This window comes from Sphingopyxis sp., from assembly GCF_035250425.1.
In the GTDB taxonomy this organism is placed as follows: Bacteria; Pseudomonadota; Alphaproteobacteria; order Sphingomonadales; family Sphingomonadaceae; genus Sphingopyxis.
In genome coordinates this window covers 1-14,100 of the sequence record NZ_DATFFD010000059.1, presented here as the reverse complement: position 1 = coordinate 14,100, position 14,100 = coordinate 1, and the positions used below count along the sequence as shown (strand labels likewise).

The following is a 14,100-nucleotide window of genomic DNA, read 5'->3' as shown; positions in this document are numbered from 1 at the left end:
GACACCGGTGTCAAAGGCAAGCGAATATCCGATGCGCGGCGCGCTCCGCGTCCATGAGGCGGATAATGTCGCGACGGCGATCGCGGATATCGCGCTCGGCGAGGCGCTGTTCGCCGATCGCGATATTCGCGCCGCCGTCGCGGTAGGACGCGGGCACAAGGTCGCGCTCGCGCCGATCGCGCGCGGCGGCGATGTGATCAAATATGGCTTTGCGATCGGCACCGCGACCGCCAACATCGCGCCCGGCGAGCATGTCCACAGCCACAATCTGGCGACCGCGCTCGGCAGCGACGGCGATTATTCCTACACGCCGGCCCCCAACCGCACCGCCCCCGCCGCATCCGCGCGGACCTTTTCCGGCTATGTCCGTCGCGATGGCCGCGTCGGGACGCGCAACGAGATCTGGATCCTGCCGACGGTCGGTTGCGTCGGCAATCTCGCGGCGCGCGTCGCGCGGATCGCGGGCGAACGCCATGCCGGGCGCGTCGAGGGAATCCACGCATTCAAGCACCCGTTCGGCTGTTCGCAGCTTGGCGACGATCTTGGCCATACGCGGGCGTTGCTCGCGGCGCTCGCGCAACATCCCAATGCCGGCGGAGTGCTGATCGTCGGGCTGGGATGCGAGAGCAACCAGCTCGGCGCGCTGATCGACTTGATCCCGGCCGAACGCCGCGCGCATATCCGCACGCTGTCGGCGCAGGCGGTCGAGGATGACGAGGCGGCGTGCCTCGCGCTGGTCGACGAGCTGGTCGCGGGCTGCGCCGATACGCCGCGCCGCGATGTGCCGCTGTCGCGGCTGGTGCTGGGAGTGAAGTGCGGCGGGTCCGACGGGCTGTCGGGGCTGACTGCCAATCCGCTTGTGGGGCGTATGGCCGATGCCGTCGCGGCGGCGGGCGGCAAGGTGGTGCTGACCGAAATCCCCGAGATTTTCGGGGCCGAGCAGATATTGATGGACCGCGCGGTATCGCGCGCGGTGTTCGACGAGACGGTCGCGCTGGTCCGCGACTTCAAGGACTATTTCATCCGCAACGGCGAACCCGTGAGCGAGAATCCGTCGCCCGGCAATATCGCGGGCGGGATCACGACGCTCGAGGAAAAGTCGCTCGGCGCGGTGCAGAAGGGCGGCAAGGTGCCCGTCGTCGATGTCCGGCGTTACGGCGGCGAAGCGACGCTGCCGGGGCTCACCTTGCTCGAGGCGCCGGGCAATGACGCGGTCTCGTCGACCGCGCTGACCGCGGCGGGCGCGACGATCATCCTGTTCACCACCGGCCGCGGCACCCCGCTCGGCTTTCCGGCGCCGACGCTGAAGATCGCGTCGAACAGCGCGCTGGCCCAGCGCAAGGCGGGATGGATCGACTTCGATGCGGGGACGGTGCTCGATACGGGATTCGATAGCGCGGCGGACGCGCTGCTCGACCTGATCGCCGCCACCGCGTCGGGCGCCGCAACGCGCGCCGAGAAAAACGAGGAACGCGATATCGCGATCTGGAAATCGGGCGTCACGCTTTAGGCGCCGCCGCGTGGGTAAAGGTTTCGCGCAAAGACGCAAAGACTCGAAGAGGAAGGCGCCAAGGATCGGCGCCCGTCTCCCGGTCGCGCGAAGCGCCTTTAAAGATCGCCTGCGGCGCCAAGAGACTTCGAAACCTTGCGCGCTTTCTTTGTGTCTTTGCGCGAAACGATTTTCGCTATCCCAACGCCTCAAAACGAAAGTTGCTAAAGCGCGCCTCGCCCTCGCCCGCCGAATAAAGGCCGGGGCGCAGCATCAGGAAGCCCCCGCGCACATTATGGTGATAGCCCGAGACCTCCATACCGCGATCGAAGCGCGTCCAGGTCTTCCCGCCGTCGCCGCTGGTGTCATAGGTGACGATATGGCGATTGTTGGTGACGCGCATGCGCATCGCCCGGCCGTGCGGATTGGCAGGGCGCGCGCGTTCGATGCCATATTGGTGCGTGACGAAACGCTCACCGTCGAAGCCGAGCCCACAATAGAGTTTCTCGTCATAGAAAAGGATCAGCCCCGCGGTGCCGCCGGGCGCGATCTCGATATCGCATTCGAATCGATACGCCTGGTCGCCCGCGATCAGCAGCAGCGGTGAAGAGTCGACCGGCGCTTTGCCGCGCGCCGCGAGGTGCAGCGCACCATTGTCGACGCGCGCGCGGCTGCGTTCGTCGGCGGCGGGCTTGAAGAAATTCCATTTCGCGCCGAGCGCGAGCGCGGTGAAATCGTCGGACAGCGCCATGCCGTGCGGTCCCGCGATCGTGCCGCCCTGCGGCTTGGCGATCGGCCGCGACAGGTCGCCGCCCTTCATGCGGAACCAGCCGTCATCGGTCCATTCGATCGGGTCGAGCAAAGCCTGCCGCCCCAATGTCCAATAGCCATTCTCGAAACCGTGATAGACGCTCCACCAGTCGCCCGCCGGCCCTTCGACCAGCGTCGCATGGCCGCGCGACCACCATTTTTCGGCCGCCGATGTGGTGCGGACGAGCGGGTTCGCGGGGCAGTTCTCCCACGGCCCGTGGATCGATTTCGAGCGCGCCGCGATGACCATATGGCCGGTCGGCGGCCCCGCGGTGCCGCCGACCGCGGTGATCATGTAATAATAATCGCCGCGCCGCGTGATCTTCGGCCCCTCGGGCGCGAAGCCTTCGACCACCCAGTCGGCGGGATAGCGCCACGGATCATAGACATGCTCGGGTTCGCCGACGCGCGACAGGCCGTCGTCGGACAGGCGCACGCGGTCGCCGCCCGACAGGAACAGCCAGCGCGACCCGTCCTCGCCGACCGCATGGCCGGGGTCGATATGATTGGGCAGGCCAAGGTCGACGGGCTCACTCCATGGCCCCTCGATCCGGTCGGCCCAGATCACCCAGCTGGTATTCGGGCCTTTCGTGGGGATGTAGAGATAATAGCGGCCCTTGTGCTTGCACAGCTCGGGCGCCCAGACCGAGCCGATATTCTTGTGGAGCGCGGGCCCGATCGGACGCCAGTTCACCAGATCGCGCGAATGCCAGATGACCAGCCCCGGATAGGAGTCAAAGGTCGAGAAGGTCATGTAATAATCGGCGCCGTCCTTCAGGATCGAGGGATCGGGATGGTCGCCCGCCATGATCGGGTTGAGGAAGCGCCCGTCGCCGAGATCGGCCTTGCGCTGACCGTCGGGGCCATGGCCCCAGCGCGGCGCCGCACGCGCGTTTCGGCAGTCCGGCGCATCGGCCGCGCGCGCGGGCAGCGGCGACAATCCGCCGGCGAAAAGGCCAGCCCCGGCCAGTTTGAGCATGTCGCGGCGATCGGTCACGGCCGTTTCCTCGAAAAAAAGCCCGGCCACCGCATGCGAAGGCCGGGCTTTGCGGGAGTGCCCCCCAGTGGATCAGATCTTCAGGCGCGCACCGAACAATATGGTGCGGCCGAAATGGTTGTTCTCATAGTTGCGGTTCGCATCGAAATCGGTGAACCGATAGCGATAGGTGTCGAGCAGATTATTCCCCTCGACCAGCAGCTCGACCTGCTCGGTCAACTTGTAGCGAAGCGACGCATCGAGGTTCCACGTCGCGCCATAGCCTTCGAGCAGATTGCCCGTTCCGCTCGCCCCTTCATGATAGCGGCTGCGATAGCTGGCCATCACGCGGGCGCTGAGCGCGCCGTCATCATAATAGAGGGTGGCGTTATAGGCGCGCTTCGACACGTTCGCCAATGTGTTCGTGACGGTCGTGTTCTGCAATGCACCGCCCGGCACGATCGCCGGCCCCTGCAGGTTGAAGTCGGCATCCGAATCGATGAAGGTCGCATTCGCGAGCAGACCGAAATTGCCGAAAATCCCACCGGCGAAGACCTTGAACGGCAATTGCAGCGCCAGCTCGACTCCCTTCAGCGTCGCGCCCGAACCGTTGACCGTGGTCGAAAGCGTCCAGCGCGGTTCGAGCAGCTGCCCCGGATTGAGCGCGGCGGGCGACGACGGGCTGAGCGCCGAAACCGGCGCGCCGGTTTCGGCGAACGTCAGGCCGGTGATCGCCGCCGAGGTGGTGAAGGTGTGAACATCCTTCTTGAAGAAGGCGGCCGACAGCAGTGCCTGCGGCGCGAAATACCATTCGACCGCGAGGTCGTAATTGGTCGCGCGATAGGGATTCAGGAACGGATTGCCCGTTGTCACGCGATAGTTGAAGCCGTCGGCGCTCCCGCCCGGCGTCAGCGAGCCCAGCGACGGCCGGGTCATCACATCGGCAACGGCGGCGCGAATGATGACATCCTCCGCCGGATAGAGCGCGAGATTGGCCGAGGGCAGCCAGTCGTCGTAGCTGCGCGTGACGGTGTTGGTCACGCCGCTGACCAATCCATAAGAGGACTGCTCGGTCTTCACATAGCGCATACCGGCGTTGAGCGCATAGTCGAGGCCGAGGAGGCTGCCTTTGGCATCGAACTGCACATAGCCGCCCTTGGTCGTTTCGCGCACGCCGCGCGTGTTGCCCGCATCGACCGCCGGGGTGCGGTCGTAGAGGCCGGTGAAGGCGGTCGTCGCGTCGAGATCGGGGACCAGCCATGCGTTGGTGTTACCCGATGGCTGGCCGGCATTGCCGAGCTCGAACAGCTGCGACAGCTCCGATGTCACCGGGAAGCCGTAAACGGCGGTCGGCCCAAAAACCGTCGAGGCCGAGCAGGTCAGCGTCCCGAGCACGAGATCGACGCCACCATTGCCGCACACGGCCGTGTCGCGGGTGAAGGCGACGGTGTCGAAATCGAAGCGGCGCCATACCGCGCCGGCCTTTACCGTGAAGCCATCGGTCACGTCCCATTCGGTGCGCAACTGCGCCGTCTTGAACTTGTTGACGACGCTCGACGGACGATCGCGGATTTCGGCGAGCTGGAAATTCGCCGGATCGGTCACGCTGGTGCCGAAGACGAGCTTCGGATGCTTCATGTCGCTATAGTCGAACGAATAGCCCTGCGCGTCGCGATCGTCGAAGATGATCGTCGTTTCCACGGGAATGTCCGCGTCGGACTTCGACAGCCCGCCCAGCAGGGTGAAGCGAAAGCTGTCGCTCAGATCCTGATCCCAGGTCGCGCCGACCTGATAGAATTCGGTCTGGCTCTTGCGCAAATAATGCTCGGTCCGCACCCAGGCATCGTTGAGCGTCGCCGAGACCATGTTGCCATTCGAATCATAGACCGGGTCGACGACGTCGATCGAACGCTCGTTCGACCGCAGCAGGACTTCGCCCCACTGCTCTTCGCGATCCTCCTTGAACCGCGAATAGAGCCCGTCGATCGAAATTTTGGTCGCATCGGTCGGCGCGAACTGGACCGATCCGGTCAGGCCAAGGCGCTCGCGGTCGTGGCTCACTTCGCCATAGCGCGGGATGCGCGGGTGGAATGCCAGCGCGGCTTCGTCGCACGCGGCAACGCGGCCGATAGTATAAACGCCGCCCCGATTTGGAGCAGCGACGCCGCTGTTGGCCGTGGTTGTCCAGCAAGCTGCGCCGTCGACCGAATCGAACCGTGCCTGCGCCCAGCGAACGCTGTTGTTGCCGAGCTCGAGCACCTTGTTCTGCGAATAGGCCGCCGAAATCGAGGCGCCGAAGGTCCCGGCGTCGTTGGTCCAGCTCAGCAGCCCGGCGACGCGCGGCCCCAGATCCTTCGACAGCGTGTTGTAGGAACCGACGAGCGACAGGGCGCCGTGAAGGCCCGGCTTGCCGCCGAGCGGATTGCCCGTGTTGAGGTCGACGACCGCGCCGAGCGATCCTTCGTCGAGCGATGCCTCGGCGGTCTTGTGGACGACGAGGCTGCTGAACAGTTCGGACGCAAAAACGTTGAAGTCGAAAGCACGGTCGCGGTTGGACGAAGCGCCGTCGGTCGAAGTCGCAACCGTCTCCAGCCCGTTGACGCGCACGCGCGTGAACTGTGACGACAGGCCGCGCACCGTGATTGCGCGCCCTTCGCCGCCATCACGGACGATCGAGATGCCCGGAATGCGCTGCAAGGATTCGGCAAGATTCTGGTCAGGGAATTTGGCGATATCCTCCGCGACAATGGCATCGACCGCGCCGATCGCATCGCGCTTCACATCGAGCGCCTTGTCGAGCGAGGCGCGGAAGCCGGTCACGACGATCTCGTCGTTGCCCGCCGCCGCGTCATCGGTCCCCTGCGCATAAGCCGGCGAGACCGCCAGCGCAGCCAGCGATGCGCCGCATGCGAGTCTGGTCAAAGCCCCTGTGCCCCGGATTGCATGAATAGCCATTATCATCCTCCCTTGTGCCCCGTTGCCCCCGCTCGCGCAAGAAATGACACCGGTTACTTTGCCGGACAAAGCAATACGGCCGACCGCCTTGTCCCCGATTTTGCAGAAGAGCGACGAATAGGCCGCCGCCATGCGCGGCGAACCGGATCAGACCTCTCCCTTAGAAATATTTTCTCGTTGACCGATTGGGGTAACCGGTGTCAGAAAGATCGCGGATTGCGACGAACATGTCAATACCCCAATGATGAGGAGAGACGGGATGCCCAAAAAGCCCTGGATAACTGCGCTTTTTCTGGCCCTTAGCCTGTCATCGGGTTCGGCGATGGCCGCCGGCGCGGCGCCGCTCGCCTTCCCCGGCGCGGTCGGTCCGGCGGCGCAGACTCCGGGTGGACGCGGCGGGCAGATATTGCGCGTGACCACGCTCGCCCCCGATGGCCCGGGGTCGCTGAAGGCGGCGATCGAGACGCCGGGGCCGCGCATCATCGTGTTCGAGGTCGGCGGCGTGATCGACATGGGGCGCAGCACGATCGAGATCAAACATCCGTTCCTGACGATCGCCGGACAGACCGCGCCCGGACCCGGCATCACGCTCATCCGCACCGGGATCGACGTGAAAACGCACGACGTCGTGATGCGCCATTTGCGTGTCTACACCGGCGTCGACGGCCAGCCGAAGCGCAGCGGCTGGGAAGCCGATACCTTTTCGACCGTCGCGGCGCATAATGTCATCGTCGATCATTGCACTTTGATGTGGGGCATCGACGAAAATATGTCGGCGTCGGGGCCGCGCTTCACCGGCAACAGCGTCGACGAGTGGCGGAGGGGCACCAGCCACAACATCACCTTCTCGAACAATCTCGCCGCCGAAGGACTTGCCGACGCGAGCCACCCGAAGGGCGAGCATAGCAAGGGATCGCTGATCCACGACAATGCGACGGGCATCGTTTTCTATCGCAACGTCTGGGCGCATAATGTCGAGCGCAACCCGCTGATCAAGGGCGGCGGGCAGGCGCTGATGATCAACAACCTGATCTATAATCCGCAGCACCGCGCGGTGCATTACAACCTGATGAACCTCGAATGGGTCGGGCATGAGTATGCGACGGGTCAGATCACCGCGGTCGGCAATGTGATGCGCGGCGGCAACGACACCGACGCGGGCCTGCCCTTCCTGATGCTCGGCGGCGACGGCGACCTCGAATATTATGGCAAGGACAATCTGGCGGTCGACCGCCACGGCCAGCCGCTTCCCGAATTCGGGCGCTATGGCGAGACGCAGGCAAAGCTGATCCGCGCCAAGGCGCCGCTCGCGACGGTCGGCGGTTACAATATCCTGCCGGTGCGCGACGTCGAAACCTCGGTACTCGCGACCGCCGGCGCGCGGCCCTGGGCGCGCGACGCCGAAGAGATCCGCGTGCTCTTCTTCGTCGCCGAAGGGCGCGGCGACGTGATCGACGACGAGAAGGAGGTGAGCGGCTATCCCCAGGTCAAGGAGGTGCGCGCGCCCTTTGTCGCGGCCGAGTGGGACCTTGCGACGATGGAGCCGAAATCGGGCCGCTATCCGGGCCAGACCGCCCCGCTGCCGCAGGAACATCTGTCGGCGCGCGACCGCGCCTCGCGGACGGCGAATTGATGATGAACGCGCTTCTCGCCCTCCTGCTCGCGGGTGGCGTCGCGCCCGCGATGGTCGTGATCGACGAAACGGCGACGGTGCGCGAAGAGGCCCCGCCGCACGGCGCGATCGGCCTGTCGACAGCGTACCGGATCAGCGACGCGGTCCCCGCGCCGCGCAGCTTCGAGTTCCGCAAGCGCGCACTGCACGTCGGCGCGGCGATCGGCGTGCATCCGATCGACCATGATGAAATCTATTACGTCCTCTCGGGCACCGGGGTCGTCCATTCGGACGGCGAGGAGAAGGAACTGAGGGCCGGAACCGCGGCGTGGCTCTACAAGGGAGCGAAGGTCGGTATTCGCCAGACCGGAAGCGAACCGCTGGTGCTGATCATCGCCTATCCGAACAAGGCGGCAAGCGAATGACGTTCGACCGCCGCGCGCTGCTGACGGCCGGCCTCGCGCTGCCTTTCGCGACCGCGGCGGCGCAGGCGGCGTGGACGCGGCCGGCGGGCTTGGCACCCGATGCGAGCATCGCGCTCTGGCCTGCGGACCATATCCGCCCCCCAGCGGGGCTTGTCGAAGCGGTCGTCCAGCGCAGCGACGATCCGAATGCGAGCGATCGGATGCTGCAAGGCATCACGCGTCCGCGACTCGACATCTTCCGTCCCGCCAGGCCCAACGGCGCGGCGGTGATCCTCGCGCCCGGCGGCGGCTATCGCTACGTCGTGGTCGACAAGGAGGGCTATGAGCTCGCGCGCTGGCTGAGGGAGCGCGGCGTCACCGTCTATGTCCTCTTCTATCGCCTGCCCGGCGACGGCTGGACGAACGGCGCCGACGTCCCGCTCGCCGATGCGCAGCGCGCGGTGCGGCTGGTGCGCAGCCGCGCGAAGACCGACGGCATCGATCCGGCGCGCGTCGCCTTCGGCGGCTTTTCGGCGGGCGGGCAGGTCGCGACGAGCCTGCTCACGCGCTTCGACGCCCGGGTTTATGCGCCGGTCGATGCGGCCGACGCGCTATCGGCGCGGCCCGATGCGCTCGCGGCCATCTATCCCGTCGTATCGATGGACCCGGTGATCGCGCATGCGGTAAGCCGCGAGAAATTGATCGGCGCCAACCCCGACGCCGCGCGCGAGAAGCTCTATTCGCCCGAGCGCAATGTCCGCGCCGACCAGCCGCCGCTGTGGTTGCTCCACGCCGAGGACGACAGTGTCGTGAAGGCCGAGAACAGCGTGCGGCTGCGTGAAGCCACGCGCGGTATCGGTGCGCCGGTCGAGGCGCATTTCTTCGAGCGCGGCGAGCATGGCTTCGGGCTGATGAAGGCGGCGGGGCTGCCCGTGGCGATCTGGCCCGAGCTGCTGTGGAGCTGGCTCGCCTCGCACAAGATCGTCTAGCTGCCCGGCTGAATGTACGGCACCCGCGCGAACAATTCGCGCTCCCACTTGCGCGGATCACCCTCGACGCGGCTTGTCGTATCGAAGATCATCGTCCGCCGTTTATCGAGATCATAGGCCGGCCAGCCCGGATCGCCCGTGCGGGCAAAACGGACGAAGGCGTCCATCACGCGGTCGCTCATCGCCTGCTGCGCGGGAGCCGGATCGGGGATCGTGCCGAAGCCGAGCGCGATATCGTCGGCATGTTTCGCTTGTCCGAAATCGAGCTGATAGACGAACCCCGGATGCCCGGCGCGCGCGCGCGCCTCGGCTTCCTCGACCTGCCCGCGCCAGCTGCGCGCGGCGGTGACGATGCGGTGGAAGAGGTCGAGCGGCGCCGCCTTCGGATAGCGCGCGCGGAACTGGCCGACGACCCACGATGGTTCGATATCGATGCGCATCTCGGGTGCGATACGCTGGGCGAGGTTATCGAAATTCAGCCCGGCAAGTTGCTTGCCATCGGGCGCATAGAAGGCGCGCGTTTCCATCACCGTGTTGCCGAGCATCATGGGGATGCCGAGCGACTGCGGCGCGGCGTCGGGCCAGAAGGGGTGGCGCGTCAGATGCTTCATGTCGAGCACCGGACCCATATAGACGCCGCCGCCGAGGATCGGGTCGGTCGCCGACAGCGCGGCGACGAGCCGCTCGACCGGCGCGGTCGCGGGATCGACGCCCTGCCCCAGCTTGCCCAGAAACGCCTGCGCGCGTTTGGTCGCGTTGAGCGGGCCTGAGGCGGTGACCTGTTGCCCGCTCATCGTGATCGCTTTGTGGAACAAGCCCTTGGCTTCGGGCATCGCCATCAAGGTCGCGATCTTCGCGCCGCCGCCCGACTGGCCAAAAACGGTGACGTTGCCGGGATCGCCGCCGAACGCCGCGATATTGCGCTGGACCCATTTGAGCGCGACGATCAGGTCGAGCTGCCCCGCATTCCCGCTATCGGGAAAACGCGGATCGAGCCCGGCGAGATAGAGATAGCCAAGCGCGTTGAGCCGGTGGTTGACCGTAACCACAATGACATCACCCCGCGCCGCGAACTTTGCGCCGTCGTTGACGGGGTCGGTAACGCTGCCCGTCGAATAGGCGCCGCCGTGAAAATAGACCATCACCGGCTTTTTGCGGGTGGGCTGCGGATCGGGCGTCCAGACGTTGAGGAAGAGGCAGTCCTCGTCTTGCGGCTGGTAGCGGTTACCGCTCTGCGGGCAGGCGGGACCAAAAACGTCGCCCCGCAGTTGCTCGGCCTTCATTACAGCAACCGGCGCCCGAAAACGCTCGGCGCGCCCATAACGGATACCCGTGAAAGCCCAGGATTGGCCGTCGCCAAAACTGCGACTTGTGCCCGAACGATAGGGGCCGTCGGGCGCATCGACCCCGCCGATAGGATGGACCGGCGTGAAAGCCTCGGCGCGCGCAAGCGTTGGAAGCAGAAGCGCGCTGCTGGCCGTTGCCAGAAGCGCCCGGCGACCGAGCATATCAGCGCCGGACATCCAGCCCGCCACCGTGAAACGCGTCGATATCGGCCTGCCCGAAGCGGCTCGCGTCGCCGGGCAGCGAATGTTTGAGGCAGGTGAGCGCGAGGCCGCTTTCCGCCATCGCACGGGCGTCGCCGCCCGACAGATGCGCATGGAGCACGCCCGCGGCAAAGGCATCGCCCGCGCCGATGCGGTCGACGATACCCGTGACGTCGATCTCGGGGGTCTGATAGCCATTGTCGCGAAGATCGACGCGCGCTGCGATGCGGTGATGGTCGGCGGTCGCCGTATGGCGCGCGGTCGATGCGATCAGCTTGAGGTTTGGGAAGGCGGCAAACCCCGCTTCGGCGGCTTCGCGCCGCCGGCCCTCGCCCTCGCCGCTGAACTCTTGGCCGAGCACGAGCGAGAGGTCGCGGTGATTGCCGAACAGGATGTCGGCGGTGCCGATCAGTTCGGAAAGGATCGTGCGCGGATCGCTGTCCCACGCCTCCCACAGCATCGCGCGGTAATTGCCGTCGAAGCTGACCGGCACCCCGAGTCGCTTCGCCGCGCGCGCCGCCGCCAGCGCCGCTTCGGCCGAGCACGGTCCGAGCGCGGGGGTGATACCCGACAGGTGGAGCAGGCCCGCGCCCGCGAGCAAGCGGTCGAAATCATAATCCTCGGCCCCCGTCGCCGCGAAGCTCGACCCCGCGCGGTCATAGACGATCTCCGACGCGCGCAGCCCAGCGCCGACGCTGAGGAAATAGAGCCCCATGCGTCCCGCGCCGCTGGTGACCGCGGTACAATCGACGCCCGCGCCGCGAACCGCCGCGACGGCTCCGCGACCCAGCGCATTCGAAGGGATCCGGCTGACCATCGTGCAGTCGTGGCCAAAGTGCGCGAGGCCGATAGCGACATTCGCCTCGGCGCCGCCGACATGGAGCGCGAGCGACGGCGACTGCATCAGCAGCTCGTTGCCCGGCGCGGTCAGACGAATCAGCAATTCGCCGAAAAAAACAAGCTTGCCTTGCGTCATCCCAACTCCGTTCGCCCTGAGCCTGTCGAAGCCTGTCCTGAGCTTCGCCGAAGGGGGCTGGTCTTTTCTTCAACCTGGAAGGCAGGACGGTGCTTCGACAGGCTCAGCACGAACGGCCCTTGGGGTCGTTTGTTATCTTGCGAGCCAGCCGCCGTCGACAGCGAGGATATGGCCCTGCACATAATCCGACGCCGATGAGGCGAGGAAGACCGCGGCGCCGCCGATATCCGCGGGATCGCCCCAGCGGCCCGCGGGGATGCGCTCCATGATCTGGCGGTTGCGCGTCTCGTCGCCTTGCAGCGCGGCGGTGTTGTTCGTCGCGATATAGCCCGGCGCGATCGCGTTGACCTGTACGCCCTTCGCCGCCCATTCGTTCGCGAGCAGCTTGGTGAGCCCGCCGACCCCCGATTTCGATGCGGTATAGCTCGGCACGCGGACGCCACCCTGAAAGGTGAGCATCGACGCGATGTTGATGATCTTGCCCGACCCCCCCTCCTTCTCGATACGCGCGATCATGTGGCGCCCGACGCTCTGGCAGAGGAAGAAGAGCGTCTTCAAATTGGTGTCCATCACCGCGTCCCAGTCGGCCTCGGTGAAATCGACCGCGTCGGCGCGGCGGATAATCCCGGCATTGTTGACGAGAATATCGATGCGCCCGAATTCGGCGAGCACCGCGTCGACGAGCGGCTGCACCGCGCCGACGCTCGACAGGTCGGCGGCGAAATTCTCAGCCCGGCGGCCCAGTCCGCGCGCCTTGCCGACGGTCTCGTCGGCGGGCGAGCGCCCCGCGGCGGCGACATCGGCGCCGGCTTCGGCGAGCGCGAGCGCGATCCCCTGCCCGATGCCGGTGTTGGCGCCGGTGACGAGCGCGACTTTTCCTGTGAGGTCGAACATCATCATCGTTCCGTCTTATCCTTTCGTCACCCCGGACTTGATCCGGGGTCCATGACTTGATGCGCCTCGCTCGCCAATGGATCCCGGATCAAGTCCGGGATGACGAAGGAGGCGAAGACGGCTCTAGCTCAGCTGACAGATGTCGAGGACGTTCATGTCGGTATAGTCCTGATTCTCGCCCGCCATCGCCCAGATGAAGGCATAGGCTTTCGTGCCCGCGCCCATGTGGATCGACCAGGGCGGCGAAATCACCGCTTCCTCATTCTGCATGACGATGTGGCGCGTCGCCTCGCCCTCGCCCATGAAGTGCATGACGCGGTCGGTGTCGACATTGTCGAGTTCGAAATAGAAATAAATCTCGCTGCGGCGCTCGTGGATGTGCGGCGGCATCGTGTTCCAGACACTGCCTTCTTTGAGCACGGTGAGGCCCATGACGAGCTGCGCGCTGTCGCAGACGCCCGGAATGACGAGCTGGAAGATCGTGCGCTCGTTCGATTCGGCGAGGCTGCCGCGATCGAGCGCATTGGCGTCGGCGATACCGAGCTTGCGCGTCGTGAACGCCTTGTGCGCGGGGCACGACGCCAGATAATAGCGCGCGCCCTGCCCTGCGAATTCGACGTCCTTCGCGCCCATCGTCACATAGAGGCAATCCTTGTTGCCGAGCGTGAAGCTCTCGCCATCGACGGTGACGGTGCCTTCCACCGACGAGACGTTGACGATCGCGAGTTCGCGGCGTTCGAGGAACGGGTGGCCCGCGGCCGACGGCGGCTCGCTCTGTGCGGGCAGCTTGACCGGGGCCGAGCCGACGGCGACGCCGCCGATCACGAAACGGTCGGCGTGGGTGTAATTGAGGACGCATTCGCCCTCAAGAAACAGGTTCTGGATCAGGTAGCGATCGCGCAGTTCGGCGTTCGACACCTCCTCCATCATCACGGGATGGGTGGCGTAATAGGTCTTGGAAAACATGGGATCGCATCCTCGCTCGAGATTTCTGGCTTGCTGCCTTGCTAGATTTGATGGTAACCGGTGTCAAGAGGCGTTGACGCTCCCGCCGGACGGTTGATTTTACAATTTCGAGCGCCCATCAGCATCGCAAGCGCGAGCCGGGCCAGAGGCTTGCAGGGGAAAGAGCGAATATGGCGGCACAGAACAAGGGGCCGGGGGGCAAGCAACCGACGATCAACGACGTCGCGGCGCTTGCGGGGGTTTCGAAAAAGACGGTGAGCCGGGTCATCAACCGCTCCGAGTTCCTGACCGACAAGACGCGCGCCGCGGTCGAAAAGGCGATCGAACAGCTGGGTTTCGTGCCCAATCCGCAGGCGCGCGCGCTCGCTTTTCGCCGCAACTTCCTGATCGCTTTGCTCCACGACAATCCGAACGCGCAGACGGTGCTCAATTTCCAGCGCGGCGTGCTCGACGCGATCAAGGATAGCGACCTCGCTTTGCTT

At 65.7% G+C, this 14,100-nt stretch carries 11 protein-coding genes; 5 read left to right on the top strand and 6 right to left on the bottom strand.

Annotation, left to right across the window (positions count from 1 at the left end):
• Window positions 1-31 precede the first annotated feature (31 nt).
• Window positions 32-1,510 carry an altronate dehydratase family protein gene (locus VJ811_RS03595; RefSeq protein ID WP_324070922.1) on the top strand — a complete coding sequence of 493 codons (1,479 nt, stop codon included), beginning with the start codon at window positions 32-34 and terminating at the stop codon, window positions 1,508-1,510.
• 175 nt (window positions 1,511-1,685) lie between these two features.
• Here VJ811_RS03595 and VJ811_RS03590 read toward each other — a convergent pair whose 3' ends face one another.
• Together VJ811_RS03590 and VJ811_RS03585 are read right to left on the bottom strand one after the other, a co-directional pair.
• Window positions 1,686-3,278 carry a family 43 glycosylhydrolase gene (locus VJ811_RS03590; RefSeq protein ID WP_414711911.1) on the bottom strand — a complete coding sequence of 531 codons (1,593 nt, stop codon included), beginning with the start codon at window positions 3,276-3,278 and terminating at the stop codon, window positions 1,686-1,688.
• Between the two features lie 90 nt (window positions 3,279-3,368).
• Window positions 3,369-6,230: a TonB-dependent receptor gene (locus tag VJ811_RS03585; protein WP_324070906.1), complete on the bottom strand. Its 2,862-nt coding sequence runs from the start codon at window positions 6,228-6,230 to the stop codon at window positions 3,369-3,371.
• Window positions 6,231-6,489: 259 nt separating this feature from the next.
• Here VJ811_RS03585 and VJ811_RS03580 point away from each other — a divergent pair, with 259 nt between their 5' ends.
• The 3 genes from VJ811_RS03580 to VJ811_RS03570 are packed head-to-tail and all read left to right on the top strand — an operon-like array spanning window position 6,490 to window position 9,235.
• On the top strand, window positions 6,490-7,863 hold the full coding sequence (locus tag VJ811_RS03580) for a pectate lyase (RefSeq protein ID WP_324070905.1): 1,374 nt from the start codon (window positions 6,490-6,492) through the stop codon (window positions 7,861-7,863).
• 2 nt (window positions 7,864-7,865) lie between these two features.
• Complete coding sequence (locus VJ811_RS03575; RefSeq protein ID WP_324070921.1) at window positions 7,866-8,267, top strand: cupin domain-containing protein; 402 nt, start codon at window positions 7,866-7,868, stop codon at window positions 8,265-8,267.
• Window positions 8,264-9,235: an alpha/beta hydrolase gene (locus VJ811_RS03570; RefSeq protein ID WP_324070904.1), complete on the top strand. Its 972-nt coding sequence runs from the start codon at window positions 8,264-8,266 to the stop codon at window positions 9,233-9,235. Before VJ811_RS03575 ends, VJ811_RS03570 begins: the two co-directional genes overlap by 4 nt.
• Here VJ811_RS03570 and VJ811_RS03565 read toward each other — a convergent pair.
• The 4 genes from VJ811_RS03565 to kduI all read right to left on the bottom strand — a co-directional run bounded on the left by VJ811_RS03565 (window position 9,232) and on the right by kduI (window position 13,618).
• Entirely contained in the window at window positions 9,232-10,758 is a 1,527-nt protein-coding gene (locus VJ811_RS03565) for a carboxylesterase/lipase family protein (protein WP_324070903.1), read from the bottom strand. The two genes, VJ811_RS03570 and VJ811_RS03565, sit on opposite strands and share 4 nt — an antisense overlap.
• The gene (locus tag VJ811_RS03560; protein WP_324070902.1) at window positions 10,745-11,758 is read right to left on the bottom strand and encodes a sugar kinase; all 1,014 of its coding nucleotides are present in this window, start codon (window positions 11,756-11,758) and stop codon (window positions 10,745-10,747) included. The genes VJ811_RS03565 and VJ811_RS03560 overlap by 14 nt, the downstream gene beginning before the upstream one ends.
• A 132-nt stretch (window positions 11,759-11,890) precedes the next feature.
• Window positions 11,891-12,658, bottom strand: coding sequence for a 2-dehydro-3-deoxy-D-gluconate 5-dehydrogenase KduD (kduD, locus tag VJ811_RS03555; protein ID WP_324070901.1), 768 nt, complete (start codon window positions 12,656-12,658; stop codon window positions 11,891-11,893).
• Between the two features lie 117 nt (window positions 12,659-12,775).
• Entirely contained in the window at window positions 12,776-13,618 is an 843-nt protein-coding gene (gene kduI / locus VJ811_RS03550) for a 5-dehydro-4-deoxy-D-glucuronate isomerase (protein ID WP_324070900.1), read from the bottom strand.
• Window positions 13,619-13,788: 170 nt separating this feature from the next.
• On the opposite strand from kduI, the gene VJ811_RS03545 reads away from it, so the two are divergent.
• On the top strand, window positions 13,789-14,100 hold a 312-nt coding region (locus VJ811_RS03545; RefSeq protein ID WP_324070899.1), incomplete at its 3' end, for a LacI family DNA-binding transcriptional regulator.

Excerpts from the sequence above, each read along its gene's own strand:
- VJ811_RS03595 (WP_324070922.1), top strand. The coding sequence starts at position 32 with ATGCGCGGCGCGCTCCGCGTCCATGAGGCGGATAATGTCGCGACGGCG.
- VJ811_RS03590 (WP_414711911.1), bottom strand. The coding sequence starts at position 3,278 with ATGCTCAAACTGGCCGGGGCTGGCCTTTTCGCCGGCGGATTGTCGCCG.
- VJ811_RS03585 (WP_324070906.1), bottom strand. The coding sequence starts at position 6,230 with ATGGCTATTCATGCAATCCGGGGCACAGGGGCTTTGACCAGACTCGCA.
- VJ811_RS03580 (WP_324070905.1), top strand. The coding sequence starts at position 6,490 with ATGCCCAAAAAGCCCTGGATAACTGCGCTTTTTCTGGCCCTTAGCCTG.
- VJ811_RS03575 (WP_324070921.1), top strand. The coding sequence starts at position 7,866 with ATGAACGCGCTTCTCGCCCTCCTGCTCGCGGGTGGCGTCGCGCCCGCG.
- VJ811_RS03570 (WP_324070904.1), top strand. The coding sequence starts at position 8,264 with ATGACGTTCGACCGCCGCGCGCTGCTGACGGCCGGCCTCGCGCTGCCT.
- VJ811_RS03565 (WP_324070903.1), bottom strand. The coding sequence starts at position 10,758 with ATGTCCGGCGCTGATATGCTCGGTCGCCGGGCGCTTCTGGCAACGGCC.
- VJ811_RS03560 (WP_324070902.1), bottom strand. The coding sequence starts at position 11,758 with ATGACGCAAGGCAAGCTTGTTTTTTTCGGCGAATTGCTGATTCGTCTG.
- kduD (WP_324070901.1), bottom strand. The coding sequence starts at position 12,658 with ATGATGATGTTCGACCTCACAGGAAAAGTCGCGCTCGTCACCGGCGCC.
- kduI (WP_324070900.1), bottom strand. The coding sequence starts at position 13,618 with ATGTTTTCCAAGACCTATTACGCCACCCATCCCGTGATGATGGAGGAG.